The sequence below is a fragment of the Paenibacillus bovis genome (assembly GCF_001421015.2).
GTDB classification, from domain to species: Bacteria; Bacillota; Bacilli; order Paenibacillales; family Paenibacillaceae; genus Saccharibacillus; species Saccharibacillus bovis.
The window spans coordinates 4865718-4885599 of record NZ_CP013023.1; the positions used below are offsets into that span (position 1 = coordinate 4865718).

The 19882-nt window shown below is 47.0% G+C and carries 17 protein-coding genes; 9 read left to right on the forward strand and 8 right to left on the reverse strand.

The window, feature by feature from the left end; translation table 11 throughout:
- Positions 1-70: 70 nt before the first annotated feature.
- Positions 71-1417, reverse strand: coding sequence for a TrkH family potassium uptake protein (locus AR543_RS20710; RefSeq protein WP_060536869.1), 1347 nt, complete (start codon positions 1415-1417; stop codon positions 71-73).
- A gap of 309 nt (positions 1418-1726) precedes the next feature.
- Between AR543_RS20710 and AR543_RS20715 the strand changes: the two genes are divergently transcribed.
- Positions 1727-1993: a hypothetical protein gene (locus tag AR543_RS20715; RefSeq protein ID WP_060536246.1), complete on the forward strand. Its 267-nt coding sequence runs from the start codon at positions 1727-1729 to the stop codon at positions 1991-1993.
- A 131-nt stretch (positions 1994-2124) separates the two neighbouring features.
- Entirely contained in the window at positions 2125-3864 is a 1740-nt protein-coding gene (locus tag AR543_RS20720) for a type II CAAX endopeptidase family protein (RefSeq protein WP_060536247.1), read from the forward strand.
- 182 nt (positions 3865-4046) lie between these two features.
- Here the strand turns inward: AR543_RS20720 and uvrC are convergent, their stop codons facing one another.
- The 4 genes from uvrC to AR543_RS20740 all read right to left on the reverse strand — a co-directional run bounded on the left by uvrC (position 4047) and on the right by AR543_RS20740 (position 10185).
- Positions 4047-6113 (reverse strand): excinuclease ABC subunit UvrC, encoded by a 2067-nt coding sequence (gene uvrC / locus AR543_RS20725; protein ID WP_060536248.1) that lies wholly within the window; start codon positions 6111-6113, stop codon positions 4047-4049.
- An 895-nt stretch (positions 6114-7008) separates the two neighbouring features.
- Positions 7009-7326 carry a thioredoxin gene (trxA, locus tag AR543_RS20730; RefSeq protein ID WP_017815698.1) on the reverse strand — a complete coding sequence of 106 codons (318 nt, stop codon included), beginning with the start codon at positions 7324-7326 and terminating at the stop codon, positions 7009-7011.
- 180 nt (positions 7327-7506) lie between these two features.
- Positions 7507-8472, reverse strand: a complete 966-nt coding sequence (dnaI, locus tag AR543_RS20735) for a primosomal protein DnaI (RefSeq protein WP_060536249.1) — start codon at positions 8470-8472, stop codon at positions 7507-7509.
- Between the two features lie 156 nt (positions 8473-8628).
- Complete coding sequence (locus AR543_RS20740; RefSeq protein ID WP_060536250.1) at positions 8629-10185, reverse strand: replication initiation and membrane attachment family protein; 1557 nt, start codon at positions 10183-10185, stop codon at positions 8629-8631.
- Positions 10186-10517: 332 nt separating this feature from the next.
- Between AR543_RS20740 and hemQ the strand changes: the two genes are divergently transcribed.
- Positions 10518-11267 carry a hydrogen peroxide-dependent heme synthase gene (gene hemQ / locus AR543_RS20745; protein WP_060536251.1) on the forward strand — a complete coding sequence of 250 codons (750 nt, stop codon included), beginning with the start codon at positions 10518-10520 and terminating at the stop codon, positions 11265-11267.
- Positions 11268-11563: 296 nt separating this feature from the next.
- Positions 11564-13561: a methyl-accepting chemotaxis protein gene (locus AR543_RS20750; RefSeq protein ID WP_158523999.1), complete on the forward strand. Its 1998-nt coding sequence runs from the start codon at positions 11564-11566 to the stop codon at positions 13559-13561.
- Positions 13562-13688: 127 nt separating this feature from the next.
- Here AR543_RS20750 and AR543_RS20755 read toward each other — a convergent pair whose 3' ends face one another.
- Positions 13689-13940 (reverse strand): hypothetical protein, encoded by a 252-nt coding sequence (locus tag AR543_RS20755; RefSeq protein ID WP_060536253.1) that lies wholly within the window; start codon positions 13938-13940, stop codon positions 13689-13691.
- A 1-nt stretch (position 13941) separates the two neighbouring features.
- Positions 13942-15135 (reverse strand): NAD(P)/FAD-dependent oxidoreductase, encoded by a 1194-nt coding sequence (locus AR543_RS20760; RefSeq protein WP_060536254.1) that lies wholly within the window; start codon positions 15133-15135, stop codon positions 13942-13944.
- 599 nt (positions 15136-15734) lie between these two features.
- On the opposite strand from AR543_RS20760, the gene AR543_RS20765 reads away from it, so the two are divergent.
- From AR543_RS20765 to AR543_RS20785, 5 genes are all read left to right on the forward strand, one after another.
- Complete coding sequence (locus AR543_RS20765; protein WP_060536255.1) at positions 15735-16733, forward strand: NAD(P)/FAD-dependent oxidoreductase; 999 nt, start codon at positions 15735-15737, stop codon at positions 16731-16733.
- Positions 16734-17101: 368 nt separating this feature from the next.
- A complete protein-coding gene (locus AR543_RS20770; RefSeq protein ID WP_060536256.1) occupies positions 17102-17290 on the forward strand; it encodes a hypothetical protein in 189 nt (62 codons plus the stop codon).
- 54 nt (positions 17291-17344) lie between these two features.
- Entirely contained in the window at positions 17345-17992 is a 648-nt protein-coding gene (locus AR543_RS20775; protein WP_060536257.1) for a TraX family protein, read from the forward strand.
- Between the two features lie 222 nt (positions 17993-18214).
- The gene (locus tag AR543_RS20780; RefSeq protein WP_017815708.1) at positions 18215-18442 is read left to right on the forward strand and encodes a hypothetical protein; all 228 of its coding nucleotides are present in this window, start codon (positions 18215-18217) and stop codon (positions 18440-18442) included.
- 403 nt (positions 18443-18845) lie between these two features.
- Entirely contained in the window at positions 18846-19418 is a 573-nt protein-coding gene (locus AR543_RS20785) for a hypothetical protein (protein ID WP_060536258.1), read from the forward strand.
- Between the two features lie 79 nt (positions 19419-19497).
- Here AR543_RS20785 and AR543_RS24905 read toward each other — a convergent pair whose 3' ends face one another.
- Positions 19498-19632, reverse strand: a complete 135-nt coding sequence (locus AR543_RS24905; RefSeq protein WP_257790506.1) for a hypothetical protein — start codon at positions 19630-19632, stop codon at positions 19498-19500.
- Between the last annotated feature and the right edge of the window lie 250 nt (positions 19633-19882).

Here is a 19882-nt window from a genome sequence, read left to right on the forward strand (position 1 = left end):
CCTTTTTCAGGAGGCAGCCAATAATGATTATTGCTATCCTGCCCAGCAAAGAATATAAGAAATCAAGGGATCAGCCGATCATAATTTTGCCTTCGGCATACCGGAAAGGCTCTTTCTCCTGCTTTGGTGCCAGTGCATAAGCCAGCGTAATCAGTCCAACCCGTCCGGCAAACATCAGCAGACAGATGAGCAGCTTGCCGATCACCGTCAGATGTGGAGTCAAGCCAAGCGACAGACCCACTGTACCAAAAGCGGATGTCGCTTCGAATAAAACGGTCAGGAAATCGGTCGATTCTGTCATACTGAGAATCATCGTCGCCGTGATCACCAGTACCAGGGCAAAAACAACAATCGTCAGCGCTTTGAAAATACGTTCCTGTCCCAGCCGAAAGCGGAACAGCACTACATCTTTGCGTCCACGCAGCATAGCAAGCACTGCACCGAACATCAGCAGAATGGTCGTTGTTTTGACACCGCCGGCTGTAGAGCCTGGCGAACCGCCAATGAACATGAATATAATCGTCAGCAGTAGTGTCGCCTGCCGCAGCTGGGTCAGATCTACCGTATTGGCTCCGGCTGTACGGGTCGTGGTGGAATGAAACAAAGAAGCCCAGAACTTGCCGCCCCAGCTTAATTTGCCAAGTGTGCCCGGATTGGTAAATTCAAACACCAACACCAGCACAAAGCCGGCTGCCAGCAAAATGCCGGTCATCAGCAAAACAGATTTGGTATGCAGGGACAGTCGACGATTTTTGCGAAATTCGATCAGATCGGACAAAACCACAAAGCCCAGACCGCCCAGCACAATCAGTAAAATAGCCACCAGGTTCATCACCGGATCCGCTACATATCCGGTCAGACTCCGGTATTCACCAAACAGGTCAAACCCTGCATTATTGAACAGCGATACCGCATGGAAAATGCCGAAAAATACAGCCTGGCCGGGAGGATGATCCATCATTAGTCGCAGACTGAACACAATCGCGCCAACCAGCTCAATCGCAAAAGAATAGTACAGTACTTTTTTGATCAGGCGTACGATGCCTTCCATATCCCCCTGGTTCATGGATTCCTGCAGGATCAGACGCTCCCGGAGTGAAATCCTGCGGCGGAAGACCAGTGCGATCAGCGTCGCCATCGTCATGAATCCGAGACCACCGATCTGGATCAGGCACATAATAACGGTTTGGCCAAAAGGAGTAAAAAAGGTTCCTGTATCTACAACAACCAGTCCGGTTACACAGGTTGCCGAGGTCGCAGTAAAAAAGGCATTAAGAAAGCTTAGCCCTTCCCCACTCTGATGCGACTGGGGCAGCATCAGCAAAAAGCTGCCCAGCAAAATGATAACAGCATATCCCAGCGCCAGAATACGCGGCGGCGTCCATACCCTGCTGTTTCCTTTTAATTTCAAATTCATTTTCACCTTATGTACACCTCTGTCTGTCATATTATTAATATAGTAAGTACAGCCAGCAGCTATGGTATATTCAGATATCCCGCTTCCTTATATTCTATACCTGTGCTGCTGTATTTTTAAGCAGATGCTTATCGATTATAATCCTTGTTCTGCCGGACTACCAAGCTATTTTGCAATAGTTTACAGATTACGCTAAACTTGCATTATCTGCGCCTTTTGTCACGTTGCACCCGAATCATTTCTTTTCTAAAAGACGTATAGGCTGGTATGCGAACGGACAAACTACATGTTTACACCAAGGAGGAACTTATGAACCCAACAGGCAAGCCTGTACAGCTCAAACCCAATTACAAGATACTGAGTATTCTGGCAGTCATCGCCCTGGTTATCTTTTTATTTACCCAGGTGATTCCGCTGACCGCTTCGGAGACGCTCGAAGTGGATCAGACCAATGTAATCAGTCAGGAAAAGGCAATAGCCAGTGCCGATGCTTTCAAAAACAATCTGCCGCTGACACCTGAAATGATCAGCCAGCTGCACTCCCCCCAGCCAGCTACCATACCGATTCCGAACTGAGCGGATATGTAGCCAAAGAAAAACTGAGTCAGCAGTACAGCAAACAACTGGAAAAGATCGCTCCCTATGATGTATTTCGCGTACACTACAAAGCCGGCGGCTATCTCTCTTCCGTAGACATTGATGTACATATGAATACCGGAAAAGTAGTCGCTTTTCTCATCAAAACCGATTCGAATACACCGATGGATAACAGTAATCCATTGTCTCCGAAACCGTCTTCTGTTAATGAAGGCAATATGACGCTGACCCAGAAAGTGGAACAGGCTCGCCCTGTGCTGAAGACAATGGGCTATGATCCCGCTTCCCTGGAACTGCAGACCGATGGAGGTTATGGACTCGATTATACACTGCGTGATGGCGGCAAGCTCGGTGAAGCCCAGCTGCATCTCAAGTTTACTTTTGAGGAGGGCGAACTGCTCTCATTCCAGCCGGTGCTAACACCACCTGCCTCCTATACCCAGTATATCGAAAAACAGACTACCCTCGCCTACTGGCTGACCTTTGCAGGGTATGGGCTGTTTACGCTGGTACTCGGAGTACTGGCAATCGTCTTTGCTTCATTGAAGCGCAAGCATACTTCTTTTAAAAGAGGAATTGTATTATCGCTGATCTACTGTGCCGTATCCGTGATCAGTGTCGTCAATATGTGGCCTTATTTTGAAGCCAGCTTTGGCAGTCAGGATTATGGTATGTTCATGACGCTGTTCCTGGTCGGCTTGCAGCTGATCCTGAACGTGCTGATGGCCGTGCTGCTCTACTTCTCCCTTGTCGGCGGCGATGGCCTCTGGCGGGAACGTGGCATGAATATGTGGCCGCGCTCCAAAGAAAAGGGCTATGGCAAATATGTACTGCATAGCGCGGCACTCGGTTATCTGTTCGCTATTATTCTGCTGGGTGTGCAATCGATTATCTATCTGGTACTGGAAAATGCACTTGGTGTGTTCTCTTCCAGCGATGATTCCAGCTCCCCTTATAATATGGCGATACCGGCTCTGCTGCCACTGCTCGCCTGGATGGCCGGCATTGGCGAAGAAGGAGTATACCGACTGTTCGGGATTGGTATGCTGAAAAAGCTGCTGCGCAATACCTTTGTCGCTTCTATTATTACTTCGATTATCTGGGCACTCGGTCATACGCTGTATCCGATCTATCCGGTCTACTCCCGTCCGGTAGAGCTGCTGATTATCGGACTGCTGTTCAGTCTGGTATTCCTGCGTTACGGCTTTATCGCTGTCGTATTTGCCCATGTAATGTTCGATACCATTCTAATGTCGTTCAGTCTGATGACGGTTGGCGGAGCAGGTAATATTGCGCTTGGTATTTTCTATATTATTATGCCGGGTATTATCGCCTACATTATCTACCTGTTCACCCGCAACAAAGGGGTAGACAACGCGTATCCACCGTATACGCCGCCGCAGCCAGGAATGCCGGTCTACGCACCGACAGGCCAGCCGGATCTTGGACAGCCGCCGCATTCCTACTATAATCCCGGTGCGCCAGCGCATCATCATGGCCAGGGACTGCCCAATGATCCCAGCCGGTTCCATCAATATCAGGAACCACAAGCACCTGCTGCACCGGTACAGCCACCTGTTCAACCGAATAAAAACCAGGACCAGCAGCACCGTCCGGATCATTCCTTAGAAGATCCCGGCCAGCTATCTTTTACCGGTGAACAGCAGCTGAAGTCGCCGGATCAGCAGCCTCCAGATCATTCGCAGAATGTGAATCTAACCAAGCAGCCGGATCCTTCTGCTGCGCCACCGCAATCATCGATAGAACCGATGAAGCGGGATACTGAGCAACCTTCTACTTCTACGGATTCGCTGCCATCACATGATGACGATACAGACAAATCCAGATAGTAAGGCTGCAGTTTACCGAGCAACAACTGTATCCAATGTATTCAGCCTGTATAGGCACAGCTATTAGATATAAAATGGAGCGAACGCACCAGAGAGCCAACGTTTTATCAGGCAATATCATAGCTGCAGGATGGGTTGAATTACGACAATACTGAACCAAAAAAGAAGAGTAGCCATAATGGCTACTCTTCTTTTAATGCATCCAGTATTTGACGGGCGAGCTTGTCGCCGATCGAAAGAGGCCGAAAATCTTCGACACTGGCTTCTCTTATTTTTTTGACGGAACCGAAATGCTTGATCAGCAGCTTGCGCCGCTTTTCCCCGATACCCGGGATACTGTCCAGCTGGGACACGATCATCGACTTGCCGCGCTGCTCCCGGTGGAACGTAATCGCAAATCGGTGAACCTCGTCTTGAATCCGCTGCAGCAGGTAAAATTCCTGGCTATCACGAGCGAGCTTGACCGGTTCGGCTGGATCGCCCACCATCAGCTGGGCTGTCCGGTGCTTCGCATCCTTGACCAGTCCGCAGACCGGAATAAACAATCCCAGTTCGTTTTCCAGTACATCGGTAGCTGCGGAGATCTGGCCTTTCCCGCCATCGACTACAATCAGGTCCGGCATCTCCAGATTCTCTTTGAGCACACGCTCATAGCGACGACGGATAACTTCACGCATCGTACCGTAATCATCCGCACCTTCAACCGTACGGATTTTGTATTTGCGATATTCCTTTCGGGCAGGCTTGCCGTCGATAAACACGACCATCGCCGATACCGGATCAGAACCCTGAATATTCGAGTTATCAAAGGCTTCGACACGGTGCAGATTGTTCAGCCCGATCGCCTGTCCCAGATTCTCGGCTGCTTTGGAGGTACGTTCTTCGTCACGCTCGATCAGACGGAACTTCTCATCCAGCGAGACTCTGGCATTATCCTGTGCCATCGTGATCATCTGACGCTTCAGACCACGGCGTGGAATCAGTACTTTGATACCGAGCCACTGCTGCAGCATCTGGGCACTGCTTGGCGCATCCAGCTGGTCTCCTCCGGCAGCTTTGACACTTTCCGGATCACTTTGATTTTTATCAGAATCGGCAGAACCCGATGCTGCTGCTTCCGATTGGGCAGACTCTACAGCATATTGTTCGCCAGTCTCGGCTACGCGATCAGCCAGATCATTCATACCTGTCGATCCGTCTCCATCATTCGTATTCAGACCTTCCTGTTCCGCCGCATCCAGTGCCTTGTCGTTGGCACTTTGCAGATCGACAGAAGCTTCCATAGCCGGCAGCAGAATTTCCTGCGGCATCGCCGGGTTGTCACTGTAATACTGGGTCACATAGGACATAAAGTCGTTATAAGGCTCCCCGTAAAAAGGAAATACCGACGCATGGCGTTCAATCATTTTACCCTGACGCACATACAGGATCTGTACACACATCCAGCCCTTGTCGACCGAGAAACCGAAAATATCGCGGTCCCGCGCATCCGCCATCGTGATTTTCTGTTTTTCCATCAGTGCATCGATATTACGGATCTGGTCACGCAGTTCCTTGGCTCGTTCGAAATACAGATCTTCCGCCGCTTCTTCCATTTTGCGCTGTAGATCCTTTTTAATCTCTTCATGTCCTCCGCTCAGGAAACGAGTGATCTCCTGACGGATCTCGTCATAGGATTTTTCCGGTACTTCATATTCACATGGTGCCAGACACTGGCCCATATGATAATACAGGCACACTTCCTTGGGCATGACTTTGCATTTGCGCAGCGGATACATACGATCCAGCAGCTTTTTGGTCTGCTGGGCAGCAAATGCATTGGGATAGGGGCCAAAATATTTGGCTTTATCTTTGAGCACACGCCGGGTCACTTCCAGACGCGGATGCTCTTCATTGGTAATTTTGATATACGGAAAAGTCTTGTCATCCTTCAGCAGTACGTTATATTTGGGCTGATGGGTTTTGATCAGGTTACACTCCAGAATGAGTGCTTCCATATTACTGCCGGTTACAATATATTCAAAATCGCGGATATCTGCGACCAGACGCTGGGTTTTGCCATCATGACTGCCTGTAAAGTAAGACCGGACACGGTTTTTGAGCACTTTGGCTTTACCGACATAAATGATCGTGCCTTCCCGGTTCTTCATCAAATAACAGCCCGGCAAATCGGGCAGCAAAGCAAGCTTGTGACGAATATTCTCGATTGCCTGCTCCTGCTCGCGAATCGTTTCCAAATGTGAATCCATAGACTTCTCCTTCCTGTCTTTCCTGCTGAATATTGCTATAACTGGGTGTCTATATAAGCTCTGAGTGTCTGCCTGATTCTTGTCTGAAATGCACGTCTATAGGTGTAGCTGCAAGGTAAAAGGTAGTTGCTGATATATAGCAAGCGTTGGTATATATCAAGCGCTGGTATAGCGCATCTGCCGCTGCAGTTCTTCCGCTGCGGAAAAGGATTGGACCATGTCCTCCGGTTAAGCCTGGAGATCCTGAATCGTTAATTGGAAAAGAGGATCTCCAGGCTTAAATGTCGTCCTTTGGTCCAATTCCTTTTCCTTCGCTCTGTGCTTGTTGCTTGTATCGATATCGCTTTTCTATTGTTAGGCGGGCTGGAAATAGAACTTATGCGATACAGAATCAGTATGGAATATGGGCAGACGGTATAATATACTGTATTACCCCTAGAGAGGGGATTTGTATAGGGGTTGGTGATTATATTGCTTTGGTTTGGATGTGCTTGGGAACTGGGTTGGATATATGTCGTATGCCGAATTGTATACTGGTATGAATAAGCTGCTTATTTTCTTGATAAGACGCTGTGTTTTGGGCTGTATTCTGTTTATAGCCTTTTTTTATTATAGCAGTTCTAATTGGGGATCGGGTAGTGTTAGGGCAACATATGTTCTATATGAAGTCATGAAATATAAAGTATGATGATGAAAATAGAAGTAAAAATGGCAGAGACAGGATAGGTTGCAGCGTAATACGTAGTAACTGGAGCGTGATCATGGACTTAAACAGACTACATAGCAAATAGACGACAGAAAAAACCCCCGGCAAATACCGAGGGTTGGTGCAGTAGAGACGATTTAATCCAACAGGATCAGCTGTCTTATACTGCTATAATTGGGTCCAGACAAATTATTGATGTTTTGCCAGGATAGATTTCAGGGAATCTTTGGAGTTCAGGCCTACTACTTTATCTACTGGTTGACCGTCTTTGAAGAAGATCATTGTAGGGATACTCATTACGCCGAAACGGGAAGCTGTTTCAGGGTTTTCATCTACATTGACTTTAGCGATTTTCACGCTGTCGCCTACTTCAGTTGCCAGCTCGTCCAGGATTGGAGCAAGCATTTTACAAGGACCGCACCATGGTGCCCAGAAGTCTACCAATACTGTGCCTTGTCCTTCTACTTCATTTGTAAAGGATTGATCAGATACATTAACGATTGCCATGGAAATTTCCTCCTTGAATACCTTTATTTGAATTATTCATTATTTAAACAACTATAGAATCTATTACACCCCTATTATAACACAGGAATGTGGATTCCGAAACAGATAATACGAATTTATTATACTTATCTATATTTTAGTAACTATTATACTTTTAATTACTAATATCTTTGTAAATCGTTATTGTTCACCTGGCATATCGCCTCTTTTGTTCTCTCCGCTCACACTGATTACATCCACGAATGGAGCAATCCGGTTCATCAGGCGCTCGCCTTTGTAACGTTCTTCGCCATCCTTATTCGTAAAACTGAGATGCTGCAGCAGCGCCTCCAGTGAATAATTGGAAGTATAAAAGGTAGGCTTGCGTTCCATCCGGTAATTCAGAATAGCTCCCAGCACATGATCACGTACCCATGGGTTCAGATTCTCTGCACCTATATCATCAAAGATCAGCAGATCCGTATTTTTCATAATCTCGATGGTTTCTTTCATCCGGTTATTATCCTGGAACATCGACTTGAGATCTTCCACAAATTCCGGCATATATACAATCACGCCGGTATAGCCGGCTTTGGCCAATTCATGCAGCATATAAGACATCAGAAACGTTTTGCCGGTACCAAAATGTCCGACCAGATACAGCCCTTTGGCAGGCAGTCCGTTTTGTTTCACTTCATTAATGTAACCAAAAATCTTTTTCACTGCCGGAACACGTTCGATATCCTTGGATACGATCTCCACAGCGTTATACCCTTCGTTAAGCGCGCGATCATCCACATAAAAGCTGTGAATTCGCTGTCTGACCTGCTGTTCATGCTGTCTGCTCAGCTGCTTCTGGCAAGGTGCCTTGCGCTCATGCAGTCTGGCTCCTTCTTCGGATGACTGTACACTGAGCTTGGTATAATGTCCCTGAAAATCATTGGGACATTGGTCGAGTCCGGGACAATTATCGCAGTTACGCTGATCCCCGACATACTGGTACAGCTTGCTAAGATTGGTCATCAGCTCTTGATCAGTTAGCTCCGGATGCTGGCTGCGAAGCTCCAGCACCAGCGGATCCGTGAACAGCTGCGTGGCAATCTTGTTCGATTGTTCCCGAAAGCGCGTACTCTTCATCTGCCGCAGCAGATCACCGATGGATTCCATGGTGTGTAGCCCCTTCCCGTTTGTTCAACTCTTACTTATAGCTGTCTGCGATAACGAGGACAGCTGTATCTCCCGTATACCGCAAGTCCCTGTTATGCGGTGTGAAAGCTGAATGTATAACATTCTTTTGACCGGTAAATGCTGTTTGGCACTGCCTTATCCGCCGTTTTTGCCGGACTGCATCTGTTCAGCCATACGCAGAACTTCTGCCAGCTCCTCGTCGGATATGCTGGAGGATTTCCCCTGCGATCCTTCTACGATCGGAATCTCTGGTTTGGTACGCGCCGGTGTACGTCCGTAATTGCGTCCGGTACGCTTGGCTGCGCCTCCTGCAGATTCCTTGCCTTTCAGCTTGGCCTGGTCGCTGATCCGCAGATCCAGCTTGTTCTGCTCCCGTACATAACGAACAGCCTTTTCATACGTATTGACCTGCTGATTCAGCATATTCGTCACGATCCAGTCGACGAATTTGCTGCTCAGACGTTCGCCCGGCTGGGACATCTTGACGGCCAGCAAGTAATGAATCAGTACATTCATCACTTCTTCAGGCAGCTTATAATTAATATCGATATGCTCGAAAATATCATTAATACTGTTCGGCACACTGCCTGGATAGAACATTTCCAGCATCCGGGTATACGGCTGATTGCGCAGCATCATATTATACTGGTGAATATCGCATTTGCCGGTAAATTGTCTTGGTACCTCAAGGTAGTATTCCATTTCTACCGCATGTTCCACTGGCAAATCCTGCGGCTGCTCATCCGGTTCCTGATTTTGCTGACGCAGTGATACTACTTTGGCTTCGTGAATCTGACGTTCTTCCATCCGCTTTTTGCCCTGACGGAACTGGAGGTTCGCCCGGCGCTGAATCTCTTCCTCGGCGAGCTCGCCCTCTGCGGTAAAGATACCGTCCTCATCCAGCATCCGGCAGATATCCTGGATATCCAGCTTGTATTTATAGGCAATATAGCTGAGTACATTCATCTGCTCCGGCTGAAAGCGCAGCTTCTCCACAAACTGCCGATTCCGCGATCCACGCGGGAAATAACGAATAATATCCGCATAGTTGATCAGATCGTCCTCACTCAGCTTGGGCTGATTGCTGCGAGTCTGCGTACTCACCTCGGTCAGCGCCTGCTCCAGTTCATAATCGATCACATGCGTATTCAGCTCAAATATATCATAGAATGGCTGTGAAATATTTTCTTTCTGTACAGATGGACTGTCCCAGCCTTCCGGCTGCTTGCCGAAAAATTGCTCCCGCAAGGACAGCACAGCAAACTTGCCGATCTTGTCCCGCAGCAGCAGTGTCAGATGCTGTGTGCGGAAAAATTCACCCGGTGCCAGCGGCTGCTGCAGTTCATATTCATATATATAATCATCCTGATCCGGAAAATAGACCCGGCTCGTCTGGAGCAGACCTACGGCCTCCAGCAGGGATGCCTGTTCCATCAGCTGCTTGCGTCCACGCTCACCCGGTTCCAGACCCAGCGTGAGGAATAATCCCCGCTGCTGTTCGACCGGTGAGTAGCCCACCTGCTGTGCGTTCACATGATCACAGAGCAGACGGTACAGACTGATGGCGAACGCTCCGGTAAGCGGCTGGTAGACCAGGTTCAGCATCCGTTCGTCCAGGCTGCCCAGTCCAAATTCGCGGTATACGCAGTAACGGTGATTCTCTGTAAAATGAAGTAAATTCTTGATGCGCATATTCCGCCCCCTTTCTGCTGCACCCATTTATACGGAATTCTATTCTACCACAAAACATTCACTTTCCACTCTGAAAATAAAGTGAAAATATGGGCGGAATAACCACTGTGCTTCAACATAATCTATTGTTTGCGAGAATACACATCAATAGCGATTTTGAAGATGAAGCAACCATGAACAGACTGTGAAGTGAATTGCCCTGCCCATCCCGTTCGGTTACAATAATAGGGTCAGGTTTTGCAGACCAGGCGCAGCCATTTCAACCATGCGCCTTATTATATTCCCGGAACTACACGGTTGACCAACTTACACATACAGGAGTGATTTCTTTTATGAACGAAGCTGTAGCTACACTCGAAGGCTGGTACGCACTGCATGATTTCCGCACGATTAACTGGACGGCATGGAAAGCAGCCGACGATGAGGAACGTGCCGGTGCACTCGAAGAACTGAACGCACTTATCCATGAATGGAATACAATCAGCGCCGAAAGAAGCGGCAGTACAACCGTCTACAGCATCGTTGGACAAAAAGCCGACTTTGTGATGATGCATCTGCGCGAGACGCTCGAAGATCTGAACAAGATCGAGACCGAATTTAACAAAACGACATTCGCCCGCTTTACCGAAAAAGCCTATTCCTATGTCAGCGTAGTGGAGCTGAGCAGCTATATGGCCGGCAAGAGCGATGAAGATCCCATGCTGAATCCACAGGTTGTCGCCCGCCTCAAACCGGCACTGCCTGCTTCCCGTTATATCTGCTTCTATCCGATGAACAAAACGCGTAATTTGGGCGACAACTGGTACATGCTGCCTATGGAGGAGCGCCGCGAGATGATCCGCAGCCACGGTCTGATCGGCCGCAGCTATGCCGGCAAGGTTAAACAGATTATTACCGGTTCGGTAGGTCTGGACGATTGGGAATGGGGCGTTACCCTGTTCTCCGATGATGCCCTGCAATTCAAAAAACTTGTCTATGAAATGCGCTTTGACGAAGCCAGCGCACGCTTTGGCGAATTTGGCGCTTTCTATGTAGGTAGTCTGCTGGACAGCGAGAAGTTCGAAGAAATGCTGAAGTTGTAACAGCATACGCTAATTGTCCATATATTTTTCAAGCAAATAATATAAGCCAGCCTGCGATTGATCCGGTCCTCCGGAACATTCGCAGGCTTTTTATTTTCATTTGTGAAAATACATACTTGGTATATTACTTTTCCATAAGTAAAAAAGTCCTATTTCATCCAAAAATAATTGTCGAAAAATGTAATGTTTACCAATCTATCCGACGATATAGAATTAAACTTTATAATTATCCGAATTAACCGACATTACCAATCACTAATTATTCAGGAGAATAGAAAGAGGGAGATCCTATGTCTTTGAAACTCAAGTTAATTTTACTCGTCGTTTCCGCAGTGATTCTGATTGCTGTACCTGTAGGCACGATTGCTCTGTATGCGCTTAATCAGGAAGCAGAACAATCGGTACACAGTGAATTGAAAAGTACGGTCGAAACAGCCGTGAGCCAGACACAGGGCTGGATCAATACCAACAGCAAAGTGCTGGAGACCATGGGTACCTTTATCCAGAACAATATTCCGCTGGATGAAGTGACTACCAAGCATCTGGAAGTATACAAAAGTGAATTGAACAACGGCAATATCTCTGACCTCTATCTCGGTCTGAAAAACAATAAAATGATCGATGGCAGCGGCTGGGTACCCGATAAAGATTATGATCTGCGTACACGTCCATGGTATATCAACGGTAAAGCAGCCAACAAACTGGCCGTTAACGAACCTTATGTAGATTTGATCAGCAAAAAATTCTCTGTCCCTATCACAATGCCGATGAAAGACGCTAATGGCGAGTTTGCCGGTATTTTGGCAGAAGATATCTACCTCTCCACTATTACTGATTATATTAACAATATCAAAACACCAGGCGGCTTTACCTTCCTGCTGGATCAAAAAGGAACTGTACTGGCTCATCCCAATACAGACTTCGTCAGCAAGCCTCTTGCCGAGCAGGCCGATTACAGCAGCATCGCTGCATCGATGTTTTCCGGCGATTCCGGCAGTATGACATATAGCTACAAAGGCGATTCGCAGCTCGTATATTATCAAAAACTTCCCGGCACCGGCTGGATCGTAGCAACCTCCATTTCCGAAAAACTGGCTTTTGCCGATTATGTACAGCTTCGCAATAAAATTATTCTTCTCCTTGTTGTTATCACGATTGTGCTTGTTGTACTGGCATTCTTCTTTGCTACACGTATTGTAAAACCATTGAACACTCTTCAGAAAAATGCACAGCGCCTGGCACAGGGCGACCTGACTGTACAGGTACCGGTCAAAGGCAAAGATGAAATTGCCCAGCTGGGTGAAGACTTTAATACCATGTCTGCCGCTCTGCGCAATCTGATCGAGACCGTCTCCAACTCTGCCGAAAATGTAAACAAAGCATCCCTGCAAATGTATAACAACGCCTCCAGCTCCGGCGATATCGCACAGCAAATCTCTACGGTTATCGAAGAAATCGCGCGCGGCGCCAACGATCAGGCAGAATCGATCCAGGTCGGTGCCGAGATGGTAATGGGTATGACCCATTCTCTGGAGCAGGTATCTGCCCATGCCGGACAGGCTGCCAGCATGATTAATGAAGTTAATGGAGCCATGACACGTGGTACGGATGCAATCACCCAGCAAAGCTCACTCGCCAATGCGGGTCAGGAATCCACCAAGCGCGTAGAATCTTCCAACTCGCTGCTTATCAGCAAACTCGAAGAAATCGCCAAGATTACGCAGGTGATTCGCGAGATCAGCAGCCAGACCAACCTGCTGTCACTGAATGCCTCGATTGAAGCAGCCCGTGCCGGTGAGCATGGCCGCGGATTTGCAGTAGTCGCCAGCGAAGTCCAAAAGCTGGCAGAGCAAGCTTCTCATTCTGCCGAAGATATCAGCGCACTGCTGGTTGAGCTGCAGGATGCCGGCAAGCAAAGTTCCAGTGTACTGGCTTCCTTCCGGGAGACGACTGTACAACAGCAGCAATCCATGAATGAGACACGGGAATCTTTTGAACAGATTCGCAGTTCGGTAGATGGCATTATCGGCCGGATCACCCAGGTACTCTCGGGTGTTAATGAAGTACAGACAGGTGCGCTTCAAGTATCCGACGTTATTACAGGGCTTGCCGCTGTTGCCGAAGAAAGTGCAGCTGCAACACAGGAAGCGGCTTCTTCCACTATCGAGCAGACCCAGTCTATTTCCAGCATCTCCACATCGTCCAAGCATTTGACCGAAAGCGCCAACCATCTGCTGCAGGAAATTGGTCAATTCCAGGTCAATGCACACAATAACGAGACATCTTCCCGTTAATATGATCTTTTCCACTCTATTCTCTCCTGAATAGACCGTTAACTATACAAAAAGAGCAGGCTCCTGATCGGAGTCTGCTCTTTATTTTGACCTGTATATCGTATTGCATGATTCACGGAAAGTAAGGTTATTCAGCCGGAGTTCCGTCATTTTTCAATGAAGCGAGATACTCCTGCTCTTCACGGTCACGTGTCCGGCTTTTATCTTTTAACCGCTCGATGGCCGGCTGGATCAGAAGATCCACTTCCTGCTGGATCACATAAGCCAGATCATGACGGCTCTGATCTTCCAGAAAGGAACCGGCTTCCATCAAGCCGTTATAACGGTCCAGCTCGTCACGCGTCAACAATCCACGCACCTGAACGCTGCAATGACGCATCTTACAGGAATTTACCTTTTTTCAGTGCCAGGGATACGCCACCGATGATGAACAGCCAGCGGATATCAATGACTTTTTTCAGCTGTGCAGCTACCCAGCCTTTGAGCTTGCGGTCGCCTACGATACCAACTGCTTCGCCTTTACCCAGGGAAGCAACTGTACCTTTGTTGCTGAATGTGAATTTCTTCGGTTGTTGTCCACGGATAGCTGCCAGAATGTTCTGTGCTACTACCGGTCCCTGCTGCATGGAGATCTGTGCAGTTGGAGGGTATGGACGTCCTTCCGGATTGAACATCAGGGCGCTGTCACCGATCATGAAGATATCTTCATAACCTGGTACATGCAGATATTCATCGATTTTTACGCGGCCGCGCATCGTTTCGAATCCAGCTTCTTCCACGACACGGTTACCACGGATACCACCTGTCCATACGACAGTGTTCGCCGGGATTTTCTCCAGATCGTCGCCAACGACAACGCCGTCAGGCTGACATTCTTTGATCGCTACGCCGATTTTGAACGTAACGCCTTTGTTTTGCAGCACTTTCATCGCGTACTCTACCAGTTCAGGATCGAAGCCTGGCAGTGCAGTTGGAGCTGCTTCCACGTTGTAGATTTTAACTGCGGAACGATCGATACCGTGTTTTCTGCACAGCTCGGCTACACGATCAGCCAGCTCGGCTACGAACTCGATACCTGTGAAGCCGGCACCGCCGACAACAAAGCTCAGACGCTCCGGTTTTTTGTCTGTTTTGTAAGCTACGAACTGGCTTTCGATATGCTCACGGATTTTGCGAACGGAGTTAATGCTGCGGATCATCATTGCATTTTCCATCATACCCGGGATACCGAATGTTTCCGGCTCGCCGCCCAGGGAGATAACCAGGTAATCGTAAGACAGTGTACCGTCTTCCAGAATTACTTTTTTCTCCTGTGGGAGGATTTGTTTTACGTTGGATTTTACCAGATCGATTTTGAATTCGTCGACCAGTTTGGAGATTGGCACATACGCATTTTCTTCAGCGTCTGTACCTGCTGCAGGCATATGCAGGTGGGTTGTGAAATAATGATACTCGTGACGGTTGACCAGAGTCACATCTGCCTCATTATAGTTCAGTTCTTTTTGAAGACGTTGCGCTGTCATGATGCCGCCATAACCGGCGCCAAGAATGACGATTTTTGGAATGCTACTCATGTCTGTTTTCCCCTTCCAATTTGTTCAATTGAGCATTAGAAAATGCTGAATCATAATGATATTCATTACGTGCATTATCTAGCTGCCCACTTATGTTGATGACAGACAGTCAGACACTGCACTGAAACGATATAAATTATTTAACCAAACCTTGTTAACTAAACCTTGGATAATGGTTCTTCATTCTGGCAGAAACCTGTATATACATTTCACGGAAGCTCTATAGCGCAATTGTGAAAATATACACAACGGGTGGCAGAAATAGAGATGTTGTCTAAATATTGCTATACGATATGTCACATTATATTGTAACGCTTATGCACCATTTTTTCAAAAAAAATTTGCTTTTTTTTCAAAAAACTGTCCGTTTTCTGTCACAAACCATTATCGACACAACTGAAATGATAGCTATTTTCGCTGAAAAGATCAAGAGAAAATTTAATTTTCAGTATATTTCATGTAAAATTTAATCTTAATTTTTCAGAAATTGCAGGATGGTTATTAATGGCTTCACAATATTGATCATTTCCTTCCTTTGAAAATCGTTCTCAACCGATTATAATGAGTAAAGATTTGATTACTTATGGAGGTGTGGTACGGTGACATCTACAACCACCGGAGCAATGAGCGATATCCTTATTATTGGTGGAGGTCCTGCAGGCATGTTTGCCGCTTTTTACGGCGGTATGCGTCAGGCATCTGTCAAACTGATCGAAAGTATGCCTCAGTTGGGTGGACAGCTTGCTGCCCTTTACCCTGAGAAATATATTTATGATGTAGCCGGCTTCCCGAAAATCACTGCCCAGGAGCTCGTGAACAACCTGCAGCAGCAGATGAATCTGTTTGATACAGATATTCGTCTGGAAGAAAAAGTACTGAATGTAGAGAAAAAAGGCGACCGTCATTTTGTCGTCACTACTGATAAAGGCACCCATGAAAGCAAAGCAGTTATTATTACTGCCGGTGTCGGCGCATTTGAACCGCGTCGTCTGGAGCTGCCGAATGCCGAGCAGTTCGAAAAAGCCAACCTGCACTACTTTGTCAGCGACCTGAGCCGGTTTGCCGGTAAAAAGGTACTGATCAGCGGTGGTGGCGACTCGGCGGTAGACTGGGCGTTGATGCTGGAGCCTGTAGCTGCTGAAGTGACACTGATCCACCGCCGGGACAAATTCCGTGCCCATGAGCATAGTGTAGAAAACCTGATGGCATCCAATGTCAAAGTGGTAACGCCTACCGAAATCACCGAACTGCATGGTGAAGATCGTATCGAGCGTGTTACCCTGGCTCATGTGAAAAGCGGCGAGACCCAGGAGATCGAAGTGGATGATGTGATTATCAACTTTGGCTTCCTCTCCTCGCTCGGTCCGATCGCTGAATGGGGAATCGAGATTGAGAAGAACTCTATTATCGTTGATTCCCGTATGGAGACAAATGTCGAAGGTATTTTTGCTGCCGGGGATATTACGACTTATCCAGGTAAACTGAAACTGATTGCAGTCGGTTTTGGTGAAGCGCCTACCGCTATCAATAATGCCAAAGTATACGTCGATCCGGATGCCAAACTGTCTCCGGGACACAGCAGTAACATGAAGCTCTAAGCCTGTACCAATTTTGACCGGGATATTCTCCTATCAGGGATTGCCCTGTTACGCAGCTCGAACCGGATACAAGCGCTTCTCCCTTTCCATGATGATGAACGGACAGGAGAAGCGCTTTTCTTCTGGACAAAATGTGAAGATCTATCGCAGATCATTATGTCTATTTTGAAATATGGAATCCTAACGATTCGGCTTTGGTCTGGGGTCTGTGTCTATTCTCTGCTGTCAGCGCTTCCGATGTTGCCAAATTGTTCACCTTTTCCTTGGATTCGCGGCTGATTTTTATCGTATAGTATAGAGAAGTTTAAAATTAGATTATTGCAATTGATTTGAATTGAAGATTGTTCAAATAAAGGAGGTCTATCGGCTTGAGTGTTGGTGTATACTTCACCCTTCGACTTATTATTTCACTCATGCTGCTTATTATCGGTGGCATGATGGTAGCGCTGGGCAGCAAGTTTTTCAAACAAAACAGCAAAGCGGCAGGTACAGGCTTTATTATTTTCGGAGCACTGGTCATTTCACTCGCTGTCCGCGGAGTCATGCTAAGTTTTTGATAAATGGATCTGCCGGTTTACAACGTATAGTTATGAATAGGGAGGTGTGGCCTTGTGCAATGGTTGGCAATGATTACAATGCTGATTGATCATCTGGGCTATGCCTTTTTTTCTGATGAGCGGTATATGCGGATTATCGGACGAATCGCATTTCCGATCTATTGCTATCTGCTGGTTGTCGGCTACCGGCATACCCGAAATGTGAATAAATATCTGATTCGGCTGATGGTGATTGCACTGCTTTCCCAGTTTCCGTTTATGTTCGCTTTTAATATTACGAATCTGAATGTGGTCTTTACCCTGCTGATCGGATTGCTATTAATGATTCTGCTGGATCGTATACCTTCACGGCTATTTCCGATATCGATTCTGCTGGCCGCTGCTTTCAGCTTGCTCGCAGAAGTATTGCATACCGATTATGGGGCTTATGGGATTCTGCTTATTTTGATTTATCGATATATGCCGGGTTATATGATGGTACTTGCCCATTTTGCGCTGACCCTTATCTTCATACTGACTGGACATATGAGTCTGATTCAGGTGTACAGTATATTCTCTACCCTTTTGATTACAGCCAGCACAGAGCTGCGTCCGGATGTACGGTTTGCTGCTCCTCCGCGCTGGTTATGGCGCGCTTTTTACCCTGCACATCTGGCAGTCATTGCCATTATCGTTCAGGGCAGTATACATGGATACTTTTAATAAATAGTGTTGAAATGAGCAGAGATTTTGATCCTGCCAACGATTCAATTGGCTCTATACTGTGCTTCTTTTTTGTACCCATTAACCGGGATTGGTATGGTTCCCGGTTTTTTCTAATTTTATATAAAAAAGCTATCGCCATATGTACAGTCATGGAGTATAATCTTTACCGGAACAATTCCGCCGGATGAGGCGGTTTTAAATATAGGAAGGGGCTCCTCCATGAAATCCAATAAAAAACATACGTTGACCGAAGACATTCACTTTTTTACTGCTGGCCTGTCCGGCAGCCTGATTATCGTATGGCAGGAAGATCCTGCTGGCGTGTATTGTGAAGTCGGCCGAGGGTATGTAGAAGCCTATACGAATAAATATGTACGTGTACGCAATCTGCAATCCGGTACCAAAAGTCTGTACAGTCGCGATATGACCATGTTTCAAACAGATTGATTCCTGAACGTTATATACCTGATCTCTTACCGGCAGCAGAATAATCTGCTGGCCGTTTAGCCATCTTCTTTTCCGTTGATTTGTAGCGGAGCCGAGGATGGCTTTTTGGTTATGCGCTTTTTGATCATGCACTTTTTGGTTATGCGTATTCTTGATTTTGCTGCAACAGCTGGCTGATCGTGTATGGACGGGTACCACAAAATGAACAACAACTGAACGTTTTGGATTATTGTTCGACATCCGCGCGATTATGTCTTATTCAGCATCTCCAACCGATCTTTATCCCATAGTTCGAAAATACATATTCTATTCACAGGGAGTTCATATTATGGATCTATACTGTGAACTGTAAGCCAGTCATACAGCTTGACCCACCATCTACCATTCAGGAGGAATACTATTCATGAAAACGATAAAAGTACTATCCAGTCTTGCTCTGTCCGCTGCTCTGCTGGCAGGCTCATTTACAGCATTTTCTACAGCCGATGCAGCTACTACGACCAAAACAGCCACTTCTACCGCAGCGAAAACTGCTGCTAACAACAAGAATATCGTTATTGGCAAAATTAAATCGATTAGCAGTGGCAAGATTGTGATCTACAAATCTTCTACCCAACCGGCTATTCCTGCTGGTACAGAAGGTGCTACCGCCCCCAAAGCAGGTGAAGCACCTCCAAGCGGCGAGGCTCCAACGCCTCCGGCAGCAGGCGAAGCCAAAGCAAACGCTGGCGGTCAGCCTCCTGCCCAGACCTTCAGTACAGCAACCACTACTCTTACAGTCACCAGTGCAACCAGCGTGGTGAGCGTGACTCATGCAGCGGGCAGCACCAAAGCGACCGAGACCAAAAAATCCCTTTCCTCTCTCAAAGCCGGCGATATTGTATTTATGACTCTGGCCTCCGGCAGCACGACCAAAGTAAGCAAAATCGAATTAATGCCTGCGCAGGCAGCTGCCAAAGCCACTGCCACTAAATAAGTAGCCAGCCAGTGACTGTACAGAATATGCCGATCTATTAGTATTACAAACCAGCCATCTATAACGGAGATGGCTGGTTTTAATTCCGCTCATCCTCATCCTCATCCTCATCCTCATCCTCATCCTCATCCTCATCCTCATCCTCATCCTCATCCTCATCCTCATCCTCATCCTCATCCTCATCCTCATCCTCATCCTGAACAAGTGTATCCAAAACACATTTTATATCTATCACCAATCGGTGAAATTCATCCTTTTCTTCTTGTAATAACGATGATCCGTACTATTTACATAGCCAGATGCCTAATCAATTTTCATTTTATTTTAAACTTATACTCATATTCTATTCATGTTGGATCGTTAGACTTCACTACTAGCACCGGTCAGAAGGCTATGCAGACCTGTCCTATGCTGGACAAGTCTGATTGGCTCACTTTATTGCATAATGGATACGTTACTGATCT

Excerpts from the sequence above, each read along its gene's own strand:
- uvrC (WP_060536248.1), bottom strand. The coding sequence starts at position 6,113 with ATGGATTCACATTTGGAAACGATTCGCGAGCAGGAGCAGGCAATCGAG.
- hemQ (WP_060536251.1), top strand. The coding sequence starts at position 10,518 with ATGAACGAAGCTGTAGCTACACTCGAAGGCTGGTACGCACTGCATGAT.
- AR543_RS20755 (WP_060536253.1), bottom strand. The coding sequence starts at position 13,940 with ATGCGTCATTGCAGCGTTCAGGTGCGTGGATTGTTGACGCGTGACGAG.
- AR543_RS20710 (WP_060536869.1), bottom strand. The coding sequence starts at position 1,417 with ATGAATTTGAAATTAAAAGGAAACAGCAGGGTATGGACGCCGCCGCGT.
- AR543_RS20760 (WP_060536254.1), bottom strand. The coding sequence starts at position 15,135 with ATGAGTAGCATTCCAAAAATCGTCATTCTTGGCGCCGGTTATGGCGGC.
- AR543_RS20715 (WP_060536246.1), top strand. The coding sequence starts at position 1,727 with ATGAACCCAACAGGCAAGCCTGTACAGCTCAAACCCAATTACAAGATA.
- AR543_RS20740 (WP_060536250.1), bottom strand. The coding sequence starts at position 10,185 with ATGCGCATCAAGAATTTACTTCATTTTACAGAGAATCACCGTTACTGC.
- trxA (WP_017815698.1), bottom strand. The coding sequence starts at position 7,326 with ATGGCAATCGTTAATGTATCTGATCAATCCTTTACAAATGAAGTAGAA.
- AR543_RS20720 (WP_060536247.1), top strand. The coding sequence starts at position 2,125 with ATGAATACCGGAAAAGTAGTCGCTTTTCTCATCAAAACCGATTCGAAT.
- AR543_RS20785 (WP_060536258.1), top strand. The coding sequence starts at position 18,846 with ATGAAAACGATAAAAGTACTATCCAGTCTTGCTCTGTCCGCTGCTCTG.
- dnaI (WP_060536249.1), bottom strand. The coding sequence starts at position 8,472 with ATGGAATCCATCGGTGATCTGCTGCGGCAGATGAAGAGTACGCGCTTT.
- AR543_RS20780 (WP_017815708.1), top strand. The coding sequence starts at position 18,215 with ATGAAATCCAATAAAAAACATACGTTGACCGAAGACATTCACTTTTTT.